Origin of the sequence: Cecembia calidifontis (genome assembly GCF_004216715.1) — a bacterium.
GTDB lineage: Bacteria > Bacteroidota > Bacteroidia > Cytophagales > Cyclobacteriaceae > Cecembia_A > Cecembia_A calidifontis.
On the sequence record NZ_SGXG01000001.1, the window covers coordinates 317,188 to 334,849 of the forward strand.

The 17,662-nt window shown below is 41.4% G+C and carries 18 protein-coding genes and 1 pseudogene; 12 read left to right on the forward strand and 7 right to left on the reverse strand.

The features are described from left to right. Positions 1-22: 22 nt before the first annotated feature. Both BC751_RS01395 and murA read left to right on the forward strand, forming a co-directional pair. The gene (locus BC751_RS01395; protein ID WP_130273985.1) at positions 23-688 is read left to right on the forward strand and encodes a DUF4290 domain-containing protein; all 666 of its coding nucleotides are present in this window, start codon (positions 23-25) and stop codon (positions 686-688) included. Then, entirely contained in the window at positions 689-1,996 is a 1,308-nt protein-coding gene (murA, locus tag BC751_RS01400) for a UDP-N-acetylglucosamine 1-carboxyvinyltransferase (RefSeq protein WP_130273986.1), read from the forward strand. Between the two features lie 143 nt (positions 1,997-2,139). Here the strand turns inward: murA and BC751_RS01405 are convergent, their stop codons facing one another. Further along, positions 2,140-3,417 (reverse strand): OmpA family protein, encoded by a 1,278-nt coding sequence (locus BC751_RS01405; protein WP_130273987.1) that lies wholly within the window; start codon positions 3,415-3,417, stop codon positions 2,140-2,142. Between the two features lie 178 nt (positions 3,418-3,595). On the opposite strand from BC751_RS01405, the gene BC751_RS01410 reads away from it, so the two are divergent. The 3 genes and pseudogenes from BC751_RS01410 to BC751_RS22000 all read left to right on the forward strand — a co-directional run bounded on the left by BC751_RS01410 (position 3,596) and on the right by BC751_RS22000 (position 5,732). Then, complete coding sequence (locus BC751_RS01410; RefSeq protein ID WP_130273988.1) at positions 3,596-4,504, forward strand: aminopeptidase; 909 nt, start codon at positions 3,596-3,598, stop codon at positions 4,502-4,504. Between the two features lie 85 nt (positions 4,505-4,589). Next, positions 4,590-5,099: pseudogene (gene hpt / locus BC751_RS21995) on the forward strand (hypoxanthine phosphoribosyltransferase); the annotation flags it as partial. A gap of 60 nt (positions 5,100-5,159) precedes the next feature. Then, a complete protein-coding gene (locus BC751_RS22000) occupies positions 5,160-5,732 on the forward strand; it encodes an adenylate kinase (RefSeq protein WP_207226940.1) in 573 nt (190 codons plus the stop codon). A gap of 303 nt (positions 5,733-6,035) precedes the next feature. Here the strand turns inward: BC751_RS22000 and BC751_RS01420 are convergent, their stop codons facing one another. Further along, positions 6,036-7,343 carry an IS1380 family transposase gene (locus tag BC751_RS01420; protein WP_130273990.1) on the reverse strand — a complete coding sequence of 436 codons (1,308 nt, stop codon included), beginning with the start codon at positions 7,341-7,343 and terminating at the stop codon, positions 6,036-6,038. A gap of 142 nt (positions 7,344-7,485) precedes the next feature. Here BC751_RS01420 and obgE point away from each other — a divergent pair, with 142 nt between their 5' ends. From obgE to BC751_RS01450, 6 genes are all read left to right on the forward strand, one after another. Continuing rightward, positions 7,486-8,481 carry a GTPase ObgE gene (obgE, locus tag BC751_RS01425; protein ID WP_130273991.1) on the forward strand — a complete coding sequence of 332 codons (996 nt, stop codon included), beginning with the start codon at positions 7,486-7,488 and terminating at the stop codon, positions 8,479-8,481. Between the two features lie 71 nt (positions 8,482-8,552). Beyond that, positions 8,553-9,113, forward strand: a complete 561-nt coding sequence (locus tag BC751_RS01430) for a nucleotide exchange factor GrpE (protein WP_130273992.1) — start codon at positions 8,553-8,555, stop codon at positions 9,111-9,113. Between the two features lie 9 nt (positions 9,114-9,122). Beyond that, complete coding sequence (gene dnaJ / locus BC751_RS01435) at positions 9,123-10,229, forward strand: molecular chaperone DnaJ (RefSeq protein ID WP_130273993.1); 1,107 nt, start codon at positions 9,123-9,125, stop codon at positions 10,227-10,229. 75 nt (positions 10,230-10,304) lie between these two features. Continuing rightward, positions 10,305-11,192, forward strand: a complete 888-nt coding sequence (locus BC751_RS01440; protein WP_130273994.1) for a hypothetical protein — start codon at positions 10,305-10,307, stop codon at positions 11,190-11,192. Positions 11,193-11,232: 40 nt separating this feature from the next. Continuing rightward, entirely contained in the window at positions 11,233-12,135 is a 903-nt protein-coding gene (locus BC751_RS01445) for an ABC transporter ATP-binding protein (protein WP_130273995.1), read from the forward strand. After that, positions 12,128-13,435, forward strand: a complete 1,308-nt coding sequence (locus tag BC751_RS01450) for an ABC transporter permease (protein ID WP_130273996.1) — start codon at positions 12,128-12,130, stop codon at positions 13,433-13,435. Before BC751_RS01445 ends, BC751_RS01450 begins: the two co-directional genes overlap by 8 nt. A 35-nt stretch (positions 13,436-13,470) precedes the next feature. Here BC751_RS01450 and BC751_RS01455 read toward each other — a convergent pair whose 3' ends face one another. The 4 genes from BC751_RS01455 to BC751_RS01465 form a co-directional block, all read right to left on the reverse strand. Continuing rightward, positions 13,471-13,911: a UPF0158 family protein gene (locus BC751_RS01455; RefSeq protein WP_130273997.1), complete on the reverse strand. Its 441-nt coding sequence runs from the start codon at positions 13,909-13,911 to the stop codon at positions 13,471-13,473. A gap of 75 nt (positions 13,912-13,986) precedes the next feature. Continuing rightward, complete coding sequence (locus BC751_RS22175) at positions 13,987-14,262, reverse strand: alpha/beta hydrolase (protein WP_242617326.1); 276 nt, start codon at positions 14,260-14,262, stop codon at positions 13,987-13,989. Further along, positions 14,259-14,636 (reverse strand): alpha/beta hydrolase, encoded by a 378-nt coding sequence (locus BC751_RS22180; RefSeq protein ID WP_242617327.1) that lies wholly within the window; start codon positions 14,634-14,636, stop codon positions 14,259-14,261. Before BC751_RS22180 ends, BC751_RS22175 begins: the two co-directional genes overlap by 4 nt. After that, complete coding sequence (locus BC751_RS01465; RefSeq protein ID WP_130273998.1) at positions 14,637-15,119, reverse strand: cytidine deaminase; 483 nt, start codon at positions 15,117-15,119, stop codon at positions 14,637-14,639. Positions 15,120-15,258: 139 nt separating this feature from the next. On the opposite strand from BC751_RS01465, the gene BC751_RS01470 reads away from it, so the two are divergent. Then, entirely contained in the window at positions 15,259-16,590 is a 1,332-nt protein-coding gene (locus tag BC751_RS01470) for a saccharopine dehydrogenase family protein (RefSeq protein WP_130273999.1), read from the forward strand. Between the two features lie 3 nt (positions 16,591-16,593). Here the strand turns inward: BC751_RS01470 and BC751_RS01475 are convergent, their stop codons facing one another. Continuing rightward, complete coding sequence (locus BC751_RS01475; protein ID WP_130274000.1) at positions 16,594-17,658, reverse strand: DUF4249 domain-containing protein; 1,065 nt, start codon at positions 17,656-17,658, stop codon at positions 16,594-16,596. Between the last annotated feature and the right edge of the window lie 4 nt (positions 17,659-17,662).

The window sequence follows — 17,662 nt, forward strand, 5'->3', positions numbered from 1 at the left end:
TATCCGCTTAATGCATCACCTTATGGAAAATACAGAAACAAACAAGCATTCCGTCATTTTGAAAGAATACGGAAAAAATATCCAAAGGCTGGCAATTCATATTGCCGGTATTGAGGACCGGGATAAGCGCACCCAAAGTGCCTTTACTCTTGTGGAACTGGTCAAGCAGCTTAATCCCCAAATGAAGTCTGAAAACGACCAGAAAATATGGGATGACATACACATCATGTCTGGATTTGCGCTAGATGTAGATGGCCCTTACCCAAAGCCAGAGGAAGATTTACTTTTTAAGAAACCAAAGATCGTGGGCTATCCAAAGGGAGAGGTGAAATTCAAACACTACGGAAGGAACATTGAAAAACTCATAGAAAAAGCTGTTGAAATTGAGGACGATGAAGAGCAGGAAGCTGCCATCATTTATATTGGACAGTTGATGAGAAGTTTCCATTCTACTTGGAACAGGGACAATTTTGATGATGCCATCATCATAGACGATATCAAGACCCTTTCCAAGGGGAAGCTCCACATCGACCTGGAAAAAGTGAGGGAAATGGGGCTTTTTGAAACCAATACCAGAAGAGATTTCAAATTACCTTCAGAATCAGAAAGCAGTTCAACTGTAACCAGGAAAAAATTCAATGGCGGGGACAGAAGAAGAAACGGCGGTCATTCCAAAAAACGTAGATAAATGTCATCATTCAGAGTAAAAGGAGGCTTAAAGCTCAAAGGAGAAATCATTCCTCAGGGAGCCAAAAATGAAGCCTTACAGATTCTTTGTGCGGTTTTATTGACTTCAGAAAAAGTCACTATCCATAAAATTCCCAATATCCGAGATGTCAACAAGCTGATCGAGCTCCTGACCGACATGGGAGTGAAGGTGCAGAAAACCGGACAGGAATCCTATACCTTTCAGGCCGACAATGTGGACCTCAAATACCTAGAAACAGATGATTTTTTGAAAAAAGCATCTTCATTGAGGGGTTCTGTTATGATTCTTGGCCCGTTATTGGCAAGATTTGGACATGGCAGGCTTTCCAAACCCGGAGGGGATAAAATCGGAAGAAGAAGAATGGATACCCATTTTTTCGGATTTCAGAAACTTGGGGCAGAATTCCATTATGACAGCAAGAAAGAAATTTACCACATAGATGGTAAAAATCTTAAAGGAGCCTACATGCTTCTGGATGAGGCATCAGTAACTGGCACTGCAAACATTGTCATGGCAGCAGTTATGGCCGAAGGAAAAACCACCATTTACAATGCTGCCTGTGAGCCATATTTACAGCAGCTTTGTGACATGCTCAACCGCATGGGTGCCAAAATCACAGGAATTGGATCCAATTTGCTAACTATTGAGGGGGTTAAGAAATTGAAAGGAACAGAGCATACCATGCTTCCCGATATGATTGAAATTGGTTCATTTATCGGTATGGCAGCCATGACCCAGTCAGAAATCACGATCAAAGATGCACAGATTCACCGATTGGGAATCATTCCGGATACTTTCAAAAGGATGGGCATCAAGATGGAGTTCAGAGGAGATGACATCTATATTCCTTCCCAAAAGCATTATGAAATAGAAACTTTCATTGATGGATCCATCTTGACAATTGCAGATGCCATTTGGCCGGGATTTACGCCTGACTTGTTAAGTATTGTCTTGGTAACAGCAACGCAGGCCAAAGGTACAGTATTGGTTCATCAGAAAATGTTTGAAAGCAGGCTATTCTTTGTAGATAAATTGATTGATATGGGGGCACAGATTATTCTTTGTGATCCACATAGGGCTACTGTAATCGGCTTGGACAGGAAATATCCGTTGAAAGGAATTAAGATGACCTCTCCTGATATAAGGGCAGGTGTTTCTCTTCTGATCGCTGCCATGTCAGCCGAAGGAACCTCAATCATTGACAACATTGAGCAAATAGACAGGGGATATCAGTATATCGATCAAAGATTGAATGCCTTGGGTGCTGATATTGTCAGGATTGATTAATAAAAGAATTTTGATTATTGAAAGGGGCTGTCCTATAAAAAGGGACAGCTTTTTTTTTCTAAACCTTGAGCAGAAATAAAAAGACAAGAAAAAAGGCTGTCCTTGTGGACAGCCTTTTACAGTTTATTGTGCAATTAATCAAATTATTTTACTTCGAAGCTAACTCTTCTAGCCAACTGACGGGCATCTGCAGAGCGCTTGTCAACGCTGGTATCCTCACCATAACCTTTGTAAGTCATTCTGGAAGCATCAATACCTGCTGCGATAAGAATATCATATACAGCTTTAGCTCTTCTTTCAGAAAGTCTCATGTTGTAGTTTTCAGGACCTAGCTCATCAGCAAAACCTTTCAACTCAACTTTGACACCTGGATTTCTCTTCATGAAGTTAGCAACATAGTCAATTCCAGAGGCAGAGAATCCAAGAGGTTTGGCGCTGTCAAATGCAAAGTATACGTTAACATATCCTTCGTTGATCGCCTTCTTGAAGAAGTCAACTTCGTCAACTTTCTCTACTGGACAACCATTGTTAGAAGCAGGACCTGGGGCGAATGGACATTTGTCTAAGTGATCAGGAATACCATCACCGTCAGAATCCAAAGTTCTACCATGAGAATCTACTCTAGCACCAGCTGGAGTGTTTGGTTCTTTGTCCAAATAATCAGGAACTCCGTCACCGTCAGAATCCTTCAACATATCTTTGATTTCGCCGATCTGCTGAGCCAATTCATCTTTAGTTGCATATTTGTCAGCTGCGATGTACCAGTCAGCGTGAGTAGACTTGCTGCCAAGATAAATGTTAAGACCCAAAGTTCCAGTCCACCAAGTACCATTAGCACCATAGAAACCTGGATCCAAAGGACCGATAGCAGAAGCACCGTCAAAAGCGACAGTTTGTCTACCGTTCAAGATAGTGCTGATGTCACCTACCAATGCAACTCTCTCAGAAAGTTTAACCTGACCGGTAATACCTGCGATGATGTTGTACACATTATCGTTGAAATCACTGAAAGGACCATCTTGAGGTCTAACTTGACCGATACCACCTCCTAAGTGAGCCAACATGCCCAATCTTCTGGAGAAAGACTCAAAGTTCATGATCCTTCCAAGGTTAGCAACACCTTGCAAGTTGATTCTGTGATAATTTGTGGAGAACTCAGGATTGTTGTCCTTAGAAGCTTCACTAAATGAACCGAAACCGAAATCAAGTTTCGCACCGAACTTTTCATTGAACATGTATCTTACACCAAGATCAGCATGTCCAAGGTTTAGGGTTGGAGAGTAAAAGCCTGGAGTCAACGGCGCCATAGGCTTATTGAATCCACCACCAAACTCAACCGACCATCTGTTGTAGTCGACCTGGGCGTTAGCTCCGACAGCTAAAGCACCCGCCATAATTGTAGAGAGTAATAATTTTTTCATGATAAAAAATTTTTTTTTCAAATTTTTTAAGTGTTTGATTGATTTAACTGCAAATTTATAAACTTCTAACTAATCACAAATGTATGTTTATTTTTTAAAACTATAAATTTTCTGAAAATTCTTTTCAATTTATCAGATATTTTTTTCGATTTGCCAAAGAAACATAAACTATGCCATAATGAATACACTTAAAGAATTACTTCATATTGACAGTGTTTCGGGTGATGAATCCAAAATGACAGATTTTCTCATTCGTTACACCCATAAACGAATGTCGTCCTGGAAGGTTACACCGGAAATTTATTTTGGTGATGATTTTCATGATTGTTTATTGCTCAAATTTGGCAATCCAACTACCGCTGTCTTTGCTCATATAGATACTATTGGCTTTATGGCAAGATATGAAAACCAATTGGTACCAGTCGGCGGCCCTGAAATCATCGAAGGCTGTTATTTAGTTGGAATGGACAGTCTAGGCCCTATCCGATGTAAACTACACACTTATGAAGGTGCTGCCTACCACGATTTTGGCAGACCCATAGAAAGAGGAACCAGACTTTCTTTTGAGCAGTCTATCAAAATAGATGAGGAATTCATTGAAGCGGCCTATTTAGACAACAGGTTGGGCATTTACAATGCATTGCAATTATGCGAAACCTTGGAAAACGGATGGGTGGTTTTCTCCACTTATGAGGAACATGGAGGAGGCAGTATACCCTACCTTCTGAATTTTATTCAAAAAAGGGCTCCTATTAAACAGGCTTTGATTTCAGACATCACCTGGGTAACTGATGGCGTGCACCATGGAGAAGGAGTAGCAATTTCCATCCGGGATAAGTTTATTCCAAGAAAAAAATTCTTAGATAAAGTAATTGGACTGGCTGAAAAAAGCAGTATTCCTTTCCAACTTGAGGTGGAAGCAGCTGGCGGCAGTGATGGACGCGAGATCCAATTCTCACCTTATGCTATTGATTGGTGCTTTATCGGCGCACCGGAAGACCATGTACATACCCCTCATGAAAAGGTAGCGCTCAAGGACCTAGATGCCATGATCAAGATGTACCAGTTTCTTATGAAGCATCTATAGCGATTAGCGACAATAAAAATGCTCCTCTATGAATTTATTTATATATTTGTATTGCCCTTGATAAAGGGCTTTTTTATTTCATTAAATGATTCGGATAAAAGACAAAATATTTACTCCATATCTTGACAGAACTGTCATAGAAAATAGGGTGAAAGAACTGGGCAAACAATTGTCGGAGGACTACAAGGACAAAGACCCCATTATAATAGGCGTCCTTAACGGATCATTTATGTTCTTATCAGACCTCGTCAAACATATTCAAATACCCGCAGAAATTTCATTTTTAAAAATAGCCTCCTATCAAGGTGAGACCTCCACAGGAAAAGTTAAAAACTTGATAGGATTGGATGCTGAACTGAAGGGAAGACATGTAATCCTTGTGGAAGACATTGTTGATACAGGCCTGAGTATGGTACATTTGCTCAACCTCATCAATGAAAAACAACCTCTTTCAGTTAAGATTGTAACCCTGCTGCACAAGCCGGAGGCGTTAAAACATCCGGTCAAAATCGATTACCTTGGATTTGAAATCCCAAACAAGTTTGTAGTAGGTTATGGCCTTGATTATGATGGCTTTGGAAGAAATATTCCAGAGATTTATCAGTTAAAGATTAATAGTGACCAGCACATATCAAAAAATCAAATCAAAAGAAAAATGCTAAACATCGTTTTATTTGGACCTCCCGGAGCAGGCAAAGGCACACAAAGCGAAAAAATCATCGCTAAGTATAATCTGACCCATTTATCCACAGGTGACCTGTTCAGGAAGCACCTTGGGGAAGGGACCGAATTGGGCAAATTGGCAAGGAAATACATGGATGAGGGAAAATTGGTTCCTGATGAAGTAGTAATTGACATGGTGGATGATAAAATTGCCAACACTCCCGAAACCAACGGATTTATTTTCGATGGTTTTCCAAGAACTGTTGCCCAAGCTGAAGCCCTGGACAAACTCATGCAGAGGAAGGGGACCCAAATTGCCGGTATGATAGCATTGGATGTAGCCGAGGAAGTACTCAAAGAAAGGATACGCGAAAGAGGAAAAACCTCCGGGAGAGTAGATGATCAGGATGAAGCCAAAATTGAGACTAGAATTAAGGTATACCTGGACGAAACACTTCCTGTAGCAGACTACTATGATAAGCAGGGCAAGCTTACCAAAATCAATGGAGTGGGCAGCATTGATGGGATTTTTCAGGAAATCTCAAATGTCATTGACAGTTATTGAAATTATAATTCCTTAACTTTGTAGCAAAATATTTGGCTAAGCCCAACAGCTTGGCCATTTTTATTTATTACCTAAAATCCGCAGGATTTTAGTTTGGAGATTTGAATCTGCTTGTTTGTGTTCATTTTTGGTCTAGTTCGGGAATTTCTTCCCTTTGATTGAAGAGTGTTCATAGTTTTGAGACAATGGATTTTAGGTTTGAGGATAAAATGGACGGTTTTTTTCCTCAATTTTAATGGAAAAGGCATACCTCTTCCCTGTAAATCTTTATTTTTTGAGCTCCTGAGGGGTTTTTATCTGAATTTAGTTCAAAATCGGCTTGTAATCCTTACTCGTGAACAGTTTGAGCACTTCTCTTCTTCCCGTTCTTATCCACTTGGCTGAAACAGTGATAAATCTGAAGATAAACTTCTTGAGCCTGTCGGTAGGCTTAAGCCAATCAACTTTTCTGGAATACTCTCCAATGATATAGGTGTAAAAATTGGCATACATAGCCGTCATAAGCATAAAGGAGGTATTCTCTGCAAGGAACGAACAGGGCAACTTAGACCAGCCAAAGTCATTGTTGAGTACATCAAACAAGCGTTCGCTTGCACCCCGGGCGTTATAAAACCTTACAACAGCTTCATTGGACGATGTATGTTCATTGGTCAGAATAGCCCTGTAAGTAAATGCATCTCCACTAAACACATCTGCCTGCCCGTCTTTACGCCTGATTCTGGTAATGACCAGCCTGTAAGACCTGTCTTTACCGAAAGGTTTGTAGTCGGATAGGTCAGTAACTTCCATTTCCTGTACACCCAAACGTATTTTCTGCCACTTCTCAGGGGCTATACTTCCAAGGATATTATCCAGTTTGGCACATCTGTTTGCCCGTATATAAAAGCTTTCGGTATGTGCTTCCAGTGTGCGGAGAACTTCTTCCTGATAGGATGCTGAATCGGCTCTGAACCTTCCGATACGGATATTTTCATTGGTAAGCTGCCCAAACATGCGTGTAAGTGTATCAGCCTGCAAATATTTGGCCTGACTGTTGCCATTTCTGCCCTCTACGTACACAGGAATGGCCTGTGAAAATTCAGGATGTGCTATGGAAGCTACACCTGGCTGATATCCATAGACGTGTTTATATGTCTTTTTTGAATCGTACTTTTCAGTTGGAATGACGGTGTTGTCATAATCGAGGTCGTAAACAACACCTGACTTGAGTAATCCGGTCTTACAAGCTGATTTTAACAACAAGCTGTTGAGTTTTCCATTGATATTAAATTCATGGCTTACTCCACTGGACGGATTTATAAAGAGTTCTGTATCAACAGCAAGCTCTTTGATACCTCTCAGAATTGTATCGGCACTGCATACTGAAAATGAAGGGACCTGTTCAAGTGCGTCTCTCAAGTGAACATTGATATCTTCAGTACAGTCGCCACCATTAAAGAAAATAGCCATATGATTGGCGAAAATGTCACTGTATGAAAACCCTCCCCTTAAGGCTCTAACCCCCAATTGATTATCAATGAGTTCTGGGAGACCAGAATTTTTGAAAGAGTTAAAAACAAAATTAAAACCTCCGAAAGGTGTGATTTTTTCTGTCGAATTCGTAATTTTCATACCGCTTATCAAGGATGTGTGGTAACACCTAAATAAGTGAAAAAAAAACGAGCCGGAAAAGCCTGAATTGAATAAATTCAGCCACTTTTTCGGCTTTTTTTAAATCCGCCCTGCGGATTTAAGGTATTAAAATTCTAAAACGGTGGCAGAAAGCAATTTCATTGATTACGTAAAATTTTGCTCAAGATCAGGGGCTGGGGGTGCAGGCTCAGTACATTTCCGAAGGGAAAAACATGTCCCGAAAGGTGGCCCGGACGGTGGTGATGGAGGAAGGGGCGGCCACATCATTTTGCGTGGCAATGCCCAACTTTGGACCCTATTACACCTTAAATATAAGAAACATGTAATTGCAGAAGATGGCAAAGGCGGAGAAGGAGGAAGAAGAAAGGGACGTGACGGAAAAGATGTTGTTTTGGAAGTACCTTTGGGCACGGTTGCCAAAGATGCAGAAACAGGGGAAGTCAGATTTGAAATCACCGAAGATGGACAAGAAGTAATTTTGACACCTGGGGGAAGAGGTGGTTTAGGGAACGATCATTTTAAAACCTCCACCAATCAGGCGCCACATTTCGCCCAGCCCGGTGAGCCAGGTATTGAAGAATGGATCATTCTCGAACTCAAATTGCTTGCAGACGTGGGTTTGGTAGGTTTCCCAAATGCGGGCAAATCCACTTTACTTTCCAGTATTTCTGCCGCCAAACCTGAAATCGGAGATTATCCATTTACCACTTTAGTTCCCAATCTGGGTGTTATCCCATACAGGGATGGTAAATCCTTTGTCATGGCCGACATTCCGGGGATTATCGAAGGAGCATCTGAAGGCAGGGGGCTTGGTCTGAGGTTCTTGAGACACATCGAAAGAAACTCTATTCTTCTTTTTATGATACCAGCTGATGCTGACAGTATCTCAGGCCAATACAAAATCTTGTTTGGAGAACTTCAAAAATACAACCCTGAACTGTTGGATAAGAAACGGCTCCTGGCGATTACTAAATCAGATATGCTGGATGAAGAATTAATGGAACAAATGAAATCAGAAATCCCAAAAGACCTTCCATCGGTTTTCATTTCATCCGTGACGGGATACAACTTAGACAGGCTAAAAGACATGCTTTGGCAGGCCATCAATATGCCATAAAGTGCCAGTTTGTCAGTAAATCTGTAGTGGCAAATTAATTGATAAAGGATTCATGTAAAATTTTGAGAAAGATGAGTGAGAAAGAAACCATAAAAGATGAGCCAACCGCTTCCCAGGAACAGGAGCTTACAGAAAATGTGAAGGAGCAAGAAACCAATGCTTCACCAGAAGCAGATCAATCCAAAGAAGAAAAGCTTCAACTGGAAGTGGAAGACCTCAAGGACAAATACCTAAGACTTTACTCTGAATTTGAAAATTATAGAAGGAGAACTTCCAAAGAACGTTTGGATCTGATCAAAACAGCTTCTGAGGACCTTATCAAAGAGATTCTCCCGATATTGGATGATTTTGAGCGTGCATTTAAGGCCAGTGAAAAAGAAGATGATGCCGCCAAAGTCAGGGAAGGACATGAGCTGGTTTTCCATAAACTGGTAAAAACTTTGGAAAACAAAGGGGTAAAGGTAATGGAAAATCTGATCGGTAATCCATTTGATGCGGATACGCAGGAAGCAATCACCCAAATCCCTGCTCCTACCGAAGACATGAAGGGCAAGGTTATAGATGTAGTGGAGAAAGGATATACTCTAGGAGAAAAAGTAATCCGATTTGCAAAGGTAGTAACAGGATCTTAATCACGAATTATGGCAAAAAGAGATTATTATGAGGTATTGGGAGTCTCCAAAAGCGCAAGCCCGGAGGAGATAAAAAAGGCCTACAGAAAGCTGGCCATCCAATACCATCCCGATAAAAACCCTGACAATCCGGAAGCTGAGGAAAAATTCAAGGAGGCAGCAGAAGCCTATGAAGTCCTGAGCAATCCTGAAAAACGTCAGCGATATGACCAATTCGGCCATCAGGGGCTTGGTGGTAATGGCGGCTTCGGAGCCGGCGGCATGAATATGGAAGACATATTCTCCCAATTTGGAGATATCTTTGGAGGAGGAGGGTTTGAATCCTTCTTTGGTGGCGGAAGAAGCGGCAGAAGGACAAAAAAAGGCACTAACCTCAGGGTAAAACTCAAATTGAACCTTAGGGAAATTGCCAATGGCGTGGAAAAGAAAATCAAGGTCAAGCGCCAGGTGCTCGCAGACGGTGTTACATTCAAAACATGTAGTACCTGTCAAGGTTCAGGTCAGATCAAAAAAGTGGTCAATACCATGCTTGGCCAGATGGTTTCAGCAAGCACTTGCCATGTTTGTGGTGGCAATGGTCAGATCGTGGACAAAAAGCCCGCTGAAGCAGATGCCAGGGGATTGATCCTCAAAGAGGAAGTCATTACTATTAATATTCCGGCCGGTGTAGCTGACGGCATGCAGCTGAGCATGTCCGGCAAAGGAAACGAAACTGCCGGAGGTATCCCGGGAGATCTGCTGATCGTAATTGAAGAAATTGAGGGCGATATACTTCACAGAGATGGCAACAATGTAGTCTATGACTTATATATAAGCTTTATAGATGCGGCTCTTGGTGCACAAATCGAGGTTCCAACCATCGATGGAAAAGTTAAGATAAAAATCGAACCAGGAACACAAAGCGGAAAAATCTTAAGACTGAAAGGCAAAGGTATCAGGGATATCAATGGATACAGCAGAGGAGACCAACTCATCCATGTGAATGTTTGGACGCCAAAACAACTCAGCAAAGAGGAAAGACAAATCCTTGAAGGCCTGAGAAATTCCGAGAATTTCAAACCTTCCCCTGACTCAGGGGAAAAGAGTTTTTTCGATAAGATGAAAGAATTCTTCTAAAGTCTAAGCCGGTTTTTTGACCGGCTTTTTTTATACCTTTAAAACCTTTTATTTTGGTAGTCGTAACTTAACCGTATGCAGGTAAGATTATACTTGGTATTATGTTTCTTATTAGGGATCTACACCCTTGCTAAAGCCCAGATTACCAAAGAGTTTAAGGCAGAACAGAAGGAAGGATTCAATCTGGTCCAGTTGGACTTTAATGTCTATAAGGGAATTTCTGAAATCAAGCGGCACAAAGATGAAAGTCCTGTCTTGGTTTCCTGCCAATTGGCCAAGGTAAACATACTTCCTTCTTTTAGCCATGAAATAAAGAATAATGTACTCAATACCTCCTTGGTACACAGGAATGTAGAATCCGAAAATCTTGGCAAAAGCCTATCCTATAAACTTTTTTCGAGCAGCAATGATGATTTTGACCATACCTGGAAAGTGGGCCTAAACTCCCATTACTTATATGCGTTGAATTTTCATTTTGGAATAGGGAAAGCCATTTTTGACCTTTCCCACTTACCGATATCCAACTGCATCATCAAATCGGCAAGTGCAGATATCAAACTGGATTACAGTCAGAAAATGGCCAACTCTGTCAAAATGGACACCATGATGGTCAGCATCAACATGGGGTCCTTGGAGGCCAATCACCTCAATTTGACCAATGCGAAAAAAATGATTTTCGAAGCCAACTATGGGACATTGAATCTTACTGTTTCAGAAAAAATGTCTGAACCTTGTCAGATAAATGCAACTGTTGGCGCAGGCAAAGTTGATTTCCATCTACAGGATGACAGTCAGCCTCTCATCGTTAAAATTAAATCAACTGCGATGAGCCGAACCCATATCCCAAAGCATTTTAGGGAAATTGCACCCAAGACTTATGTGAATAAGGCATACAATGAAAAAGCGACAAACCTGATGAAACTGACCATAGATGTTTCAGTGGGTTCTGTCACTATTAAATAATTACTGAACTTTTTACTATTTTTAGCCAAAACCTACAGCCTTGTATATTCTAGAAATACAACATCTCAACAAGTCATACGGAAATACCAAAGCCCTTCATGAGATTGACCTGCTCATACCCAAAGGAATGATTTTTGGCATTCTTGGGCCAAATGGTGCCGGAAAGACCTCCTTGATCCGGATCATTAATCAGATTATAGACAAAGATTCAGGAAAAATATTCTTCAAGGGAGAACCATTGCAGAGAAAACATATCAGCCAGATAGGATATCTTCCTGAAGAAAGAGGTCTGTACAAAAAAATGAATGTGTGGGATCAACTGGTCTACTTTGCCAGACTGAAAGGCCTCTCTGCCCACGAAGCCAACACCAAAGTCAACCATTGGCTGGAAAAACTGGAAATTGCCCATTGGAAGCAAAAAAGAATAGATGACCTTTCTAAAGGTATGGCCCAGAAGATTCAGTTTATCTCTGCCGTCATCCATGGACCAGAACTGATTATTCTGGACGAGCCTTTTTCAGGTTTTGATCCGGTCAATGCAGAAGTCATCAAAAATGAAATCCTTGAACTGAGAGCAAGAGGTGCTACTCTCCTACTTTCCACCCATAGAATGGAATCCGTGGAGCAGTTGTGTGATGAAATCGCCATGTTCAACAAATCTGAAAAAATTCTCTCCGGGAGGCTTTCGGACATTAAAAACCAATTCCGGAAAAATGAATTTGAAATCAGCATTCAGGTCACAAATGAAGAAGCCATTCCAAATTCCTGGAAATTGCGGGCTGAGGGGCCTGAAAAAACCTATATAGCTGGTTTAGACCAAAAAACCACCAATGAGCTGCTGGAGACAGCCATGGAAATAGGTCAGGTCAAGGGTTTTAAGGAAATACTCCCCACCATGGAACAAATATTTATCCAACAAGTAAAAAACCACAGCAATGGATAAGGTCTGGCTTGTTATCAAAAGAGAATACCTGTCCCGGGTACAAAAAAAGTCATTTCTTCTGGCCACGATTCTCACCCCGCTGATATTCCCTGCGATCATGGGTTTATTCCTTTGGATCGCCTTCGATGATATGGAAAGGCCCACACTGAGTATTATTGAGGTGGTGGATGAAAACAACCTGTTTTTTGTCGAAAGCTCGGAACAATATGCCTTTTCTTTTTCCAATACCCCATTGGAAGAGGCCAAGCGGATGGTAAGAGAAGGAGAAAGGTTTGGACTTTTATACATACCGGTCCTTGATCTCACAAAACCAAGTGGAATCACCTTTTACAGTGAAAAAACGCCCAGCATGGGACTTATTTCTTTCATCGAGGGCAGTCTCAAAAGGAGAATTGAAGAACAGCGTATGTACAAGGCGGGATTAGATCCCGAAATTCTTTCAGCTTACCGAACCAAAGTCAATATACAGACGGTCAATCTGGATACTTCAGGTCAGGAAAAAATATCAGATGCTACTGTAAATTATGTTTTGGGCTTCTTTTCAGGAATCCTGATCTACATTTTCATTTTTGTGTATGGCAATCAGATCATGCAGGGGGTGATTGAAGAAAAATCAAGCAGGATCATTGAAATACTGGTTTCCTCTATCAAGCCTTTTCAGCTAATGGTAGGGAAGATAATTGGCATAGGGGCAGTGGGACTTACCCAATTCCTTATTTGGATTGTATTGATCAGCACAGTTTCCGCCTTTGTAATGGGTTATTTGGGAATGAACATGCCACAACAGGAAATATTATCAGCAACAAATCCTGAGCTTGCACAGGACATTTCCCCTGACAAGGGCTGGATACAGGCTGTTCAGGTAATTCAGGATATTAATTTTGTGCAATTGATATTCACCTTTATTTTTTACTTTATAGGAGGTTATCTTTTGTACGGGGCATTATTTGCAGCTATAGGTGCCGCTGTGGACGCGCCTTCAGAAGCCCAGCAGTTTATGCTTCCCATTACTATTCCATTGTTGATTGCCTATATGGGGCTATTCATTTTTGTTTTGGATGATCCCAATAGCAACCCTTCTTTTTGGTTGTCAATTATTCCATTTACTTCTCCCATCGGCATGATGGGCAGGGCGAGTTACGGCATTCCCACATCTGATCTCCTGCTTTCCATGGGATTGCTGGTTGCTGGATTCCTTTTCAGTACCTGGATAGCATCAAAAATATACCGGATTGGAATCCTCATCCATGGCACCAAAGTCAATTACAAAACCTTATGGAAATGGTTAAGGTCTGAATAAAACAAAAACAACCGCGATTTGCGGTTGTTTTTGTTTTATTCTTCTGCATAATTGAAACTATCAACTTGTTCTTTGACCCAATCTTTGTACCGCTGCAATCGGTACTCTATCCATCTTTCATTGTATTTCCCCGAACTGTCAATGAGGAATTTGAAGGCGGTTGCAGCCTTGGGTTTACTTAATGCGTTATAAAGTTCATCCTGGAAATTCCTTTCCTTAACAATCCTTTCCGCAAAATTCTCCATCATCTGATGTTCCTGTGCGGGTTCCATCTTGGTGAATTCAGCAAAATTATCCGGATTTTCATCTATTTCATCTAAAATATCCTCTTCCTCTGGGGTAAGGTCATAGTTGAAATAATCTTCGTCATCGGGCAAGTGATGAATTTTTTTCTTATCCAATTGATAAAAACAGATCATCCCTTTCAGCAGCTGTGCCGCTATGTTTTCAACTTCTTTTTCTGATAGGGTAAGCATTTGAAATAAGACATAAAATTTTTTGAAAATTAAATAACTGCCATCTAAAATCAAACTGTTTTCGCAATGATTCAGTTAGGATACTTGATGAACCAATATCCGGCCCAAAAGTTCAACATCAATTTCATGCCCTCCCTTGTACTGCACTATTTGGGCTTTGACCCCCAGTTCTTTAACCAACTGATCTTGCTTTTTTAAGGATTCGGCTGTAATGAACTCATCCTGATCCCCTATGGCCAAGTAACAATGACTTCCTTTCAATTTCTCATTTGCTTTTGCCGGCTCCAAATCATGGGCAAATCCCCCTCCCCAAAGAATCAGACTGTCCACCGGAATGGACAATTGGCTCACCCAGCGGGTGGCAGTAGCGGCACCTTGAGAAAACCCCAACACCTTGATTTTGGCTTATCCGAATACTTAATCCAAAGTGATTCCAATACAGCATTGAGAAAATGGTTGTTATTGACAATTGCCGCCTCCCTTTCATGTCTTGTCATCCAGTTGGCTCCTACCCGTCCTGAAAATCCCTCCAAATAAGCATAATTGGTCGCCTCAGGCACGACAAAAATCCTTTCCTCCCTAAAAAGAGGAGAAAACTTCCTCAAAAAGAACTCTGAAAGCTGACCATAACCATGGAGGGCAAAGATAATTTCCTTCTCCTGCCTATTGACCACATGGGAAGTCCTGTAGTGAGCTATATGCTCATACTTGATAGAATTTTTCATTTAACTGTTCAAATCATTAAATCTGAAGGGAAGGAGCTGCTCAATACCATCCGCTACCAGCAAATTACCCTCTGGTGTCAGCATCATGACCTGAATAGGTGCCTGGAATTTGTTCTCATACTCATTGATGGTCTGCCTGCAAAGTCCGCACGGAGTAACGGTGGCAAATTTATTTCCATTTCTTTTTTTTGCTGAAATGACGATTTTAAGGGGTTTTGACATCGGAAAATTGGCCATGGCATAGCTCAGGACAGCCCTTTCGGCACATACCCCAACAGGAAATGATACGTTCTCCTGATTATTGGCCATTAATTTTTCTCCATTTTCAAGTAATAGTGCCGCCCCGACCAAAAAGTCTGAATAAGGAGCATGGGCTTTTTCCATAATTTCTTTTGCCATACCAACCAACACCCGATCTTCCTCCGACCAATCCGCTGTCGGATATACCGTCAGGGACACTTTCATTTCAATTTTTTCCTGCATGCTAACAATTTAAAAAGAGATTGAATTAACGAAAAAATTTTCGCAAATGTTCTTTTTTTAGGATTTAAGCAGTGAACCTTTCAGTCTATATGGTTTTTTTGCCAACTTGTACACCAATAAACCCCTAATACGCTTTGAGATGCAAAATATCCTGATCATCGGTGCAGGTAAATCCTCAGCTTACCTGATAGATTTTCTCCTTGAAACTTCCATTGAAAAAAACAGACAAATAACAGTAGCAGACCTACAGGAGGAGCTTGCTTTGAAAAAAATCAAGGAACATCCCCATGCCAAAGCCAGCTCCATCAGGCTTGAAGATGATCTAAGCAGAAAAAAACTTATCCAACAAAATGATCTTGTAATTTCCATGCTTCCGGCATTTTTACATCCTGTCATCGCAAAAGACTGCCTGGAACTTGGGAAACATTTTTTCACAGCCTCTTATGAATCGGAAGAATTGAGAAAACTCAAAACCCAAATTGAATCAAAAAACCTGTTGTTTCTCAATGAATGTGGACTTGATCCTGGTTTAGACCACATGTCCGCCATGCAGGTGATAGAAAGGGAAAAAGCCCTTGGACATGAGATACTGTCATTTAAATCTTACACAGGAGGTGTCCTGGCTCCGGAAAGTGAAGACAATCCTTGGAAGTATAAGTTTACCTGGAATCCAAGAAATGTGGTGCTGGCCGGGCAGGGTGTCTCCAGGTATATCCGCAATGGAAAATACAAATATATCCCCTATCATATGCTCTTTCAGCGGTTGGACAAGATCAGCTTTGAAGAAGCGGGTGAATTTGACGGCTATGCCAATAGGGACTCTTTGATATACAGAAAAGTTTATGGACTCGAAGAAATCCCAACCTTATTGAGGGGCACTTTAAGAAGAAGCGGATTCTGCCAAAGCTGGAATGTGTTTGTACAATTGGGAATGACTGATGACAGCTTTGAAATGGCACTCCCAGAAACTTATACCTATCGGGATTTTTTGGATTCATTCCTTCCCTATCATGAAACAAAAATCATGGAGGAAAAACTGAAAGAAATCCTGCCCTGGGTGGACAAAGAAGTTATGGAAAAAATTCAGTGGCTGGGTTTTTTCAATCAGGAATCTTTACCCAAATTCCAGGGAAGCCCTGCTGCTATTCTTCAGGCCATTTTGGAAAAAAAATGGGCTTTGAAGGAAAATGACAGGGACATGATAGTCATGCAGCACCTTTTTGACATAAAAACACCCAAAGGCATCAAACGTGTTGTGTCAAGCTTGGTGTCCAAAGGAGAAAACCAGGAATATACTGCCATGGCCAAAACTGTTGGTTTGCCTTTGGCCATCGCAGTAGACATGTTTTTGGATGGAAAAATCAAGGACAAGGGCTTAAAAATCCCTATCGCCAAATCCATCTATGAGCCTATCTTACAGGAGTTGGAGAAACACCATATCCACTTTAAGGAACAGGAATGGAAATTATGAGGCTTAATTCCCCGGATTCCAATTGGCTGGTGGCGCAATAGTAGCATTGGCTACTGTCCTGCAGTCATCGGGAATAATCCTGGGCAAAGCCGTAAATTCCAGTTCACTGCGTTTGACATATACGGTGCTCCTTTGGACAGAACCGGTTATAAAATAGCCCAAGACTGTTTCATCAGGATTGTCCAGACTGATGATATTTCCCCTAATATTGGCCGGTGGCTGGTCAAAGACACTTCCCGTTATGCCAAGTTGCTGATCAATCAGTCTTAGATACCTATGGGCACCCTGGGATATCCCCATCTGCAAAAACTCTGCCCTGAAGGTGTCTTTAAACCGCAATCCATTATCCTCCACAAAAGCTATCGGTACCACTGTATTCAGTCCATTGAAGTTTTCATCTGAGGCTATGGCAAATTGTTGAATCCTGGGCTGCTCTACCAAATAACAGATATCACAGCAATCCTTAGGAGCAGGGCCTCTGGGGTTGGTGGGGTGGGTAGGAGGATTGGTGTAGCGCTCAGGATTGGCCACTAAGACAAACACAGATGGATCCATCCGCCAATAGTAATAGTTTTTCTGTTCTGAGGGATCTCTGAAATGTGCAAAGAATTCAACTCCAAATCTATCTTCCAACCTGTTTTCGGTAGCACGACGGACACTTCGGTAAGAAATCTGATCGATTGGAGGGACAGGGTGTACTTCTTCCGGAAACGAGGCATATTCTTTACCGTCCAATAACCTGATCTGCAAGGTATAGGATAGCCCAGGCCTTGCCTGAAAACTACTTGGAGTCTGATAAAGTCCGGGTTCAACCTCCGTGAGGAAGGTCACAAGACCTTGACTGTCCCTAACACTTACTGTTGCCTGTCTCACAGGCCTGATCAATCCCTCAAAAACTGACCCATAAGTGTCAGTCCTGGTCAATCTTATGGAATGAGGGCCTGGATCTGTATGGATAAATCCATCCACTGTCAACAACTGCTCACCTTCCAACAAGTCAACCCTATAAGGATCAATACAGGACAAAGGGAGCATGATCAGAAATATATAAACTAACCTTCTAAACATTTTT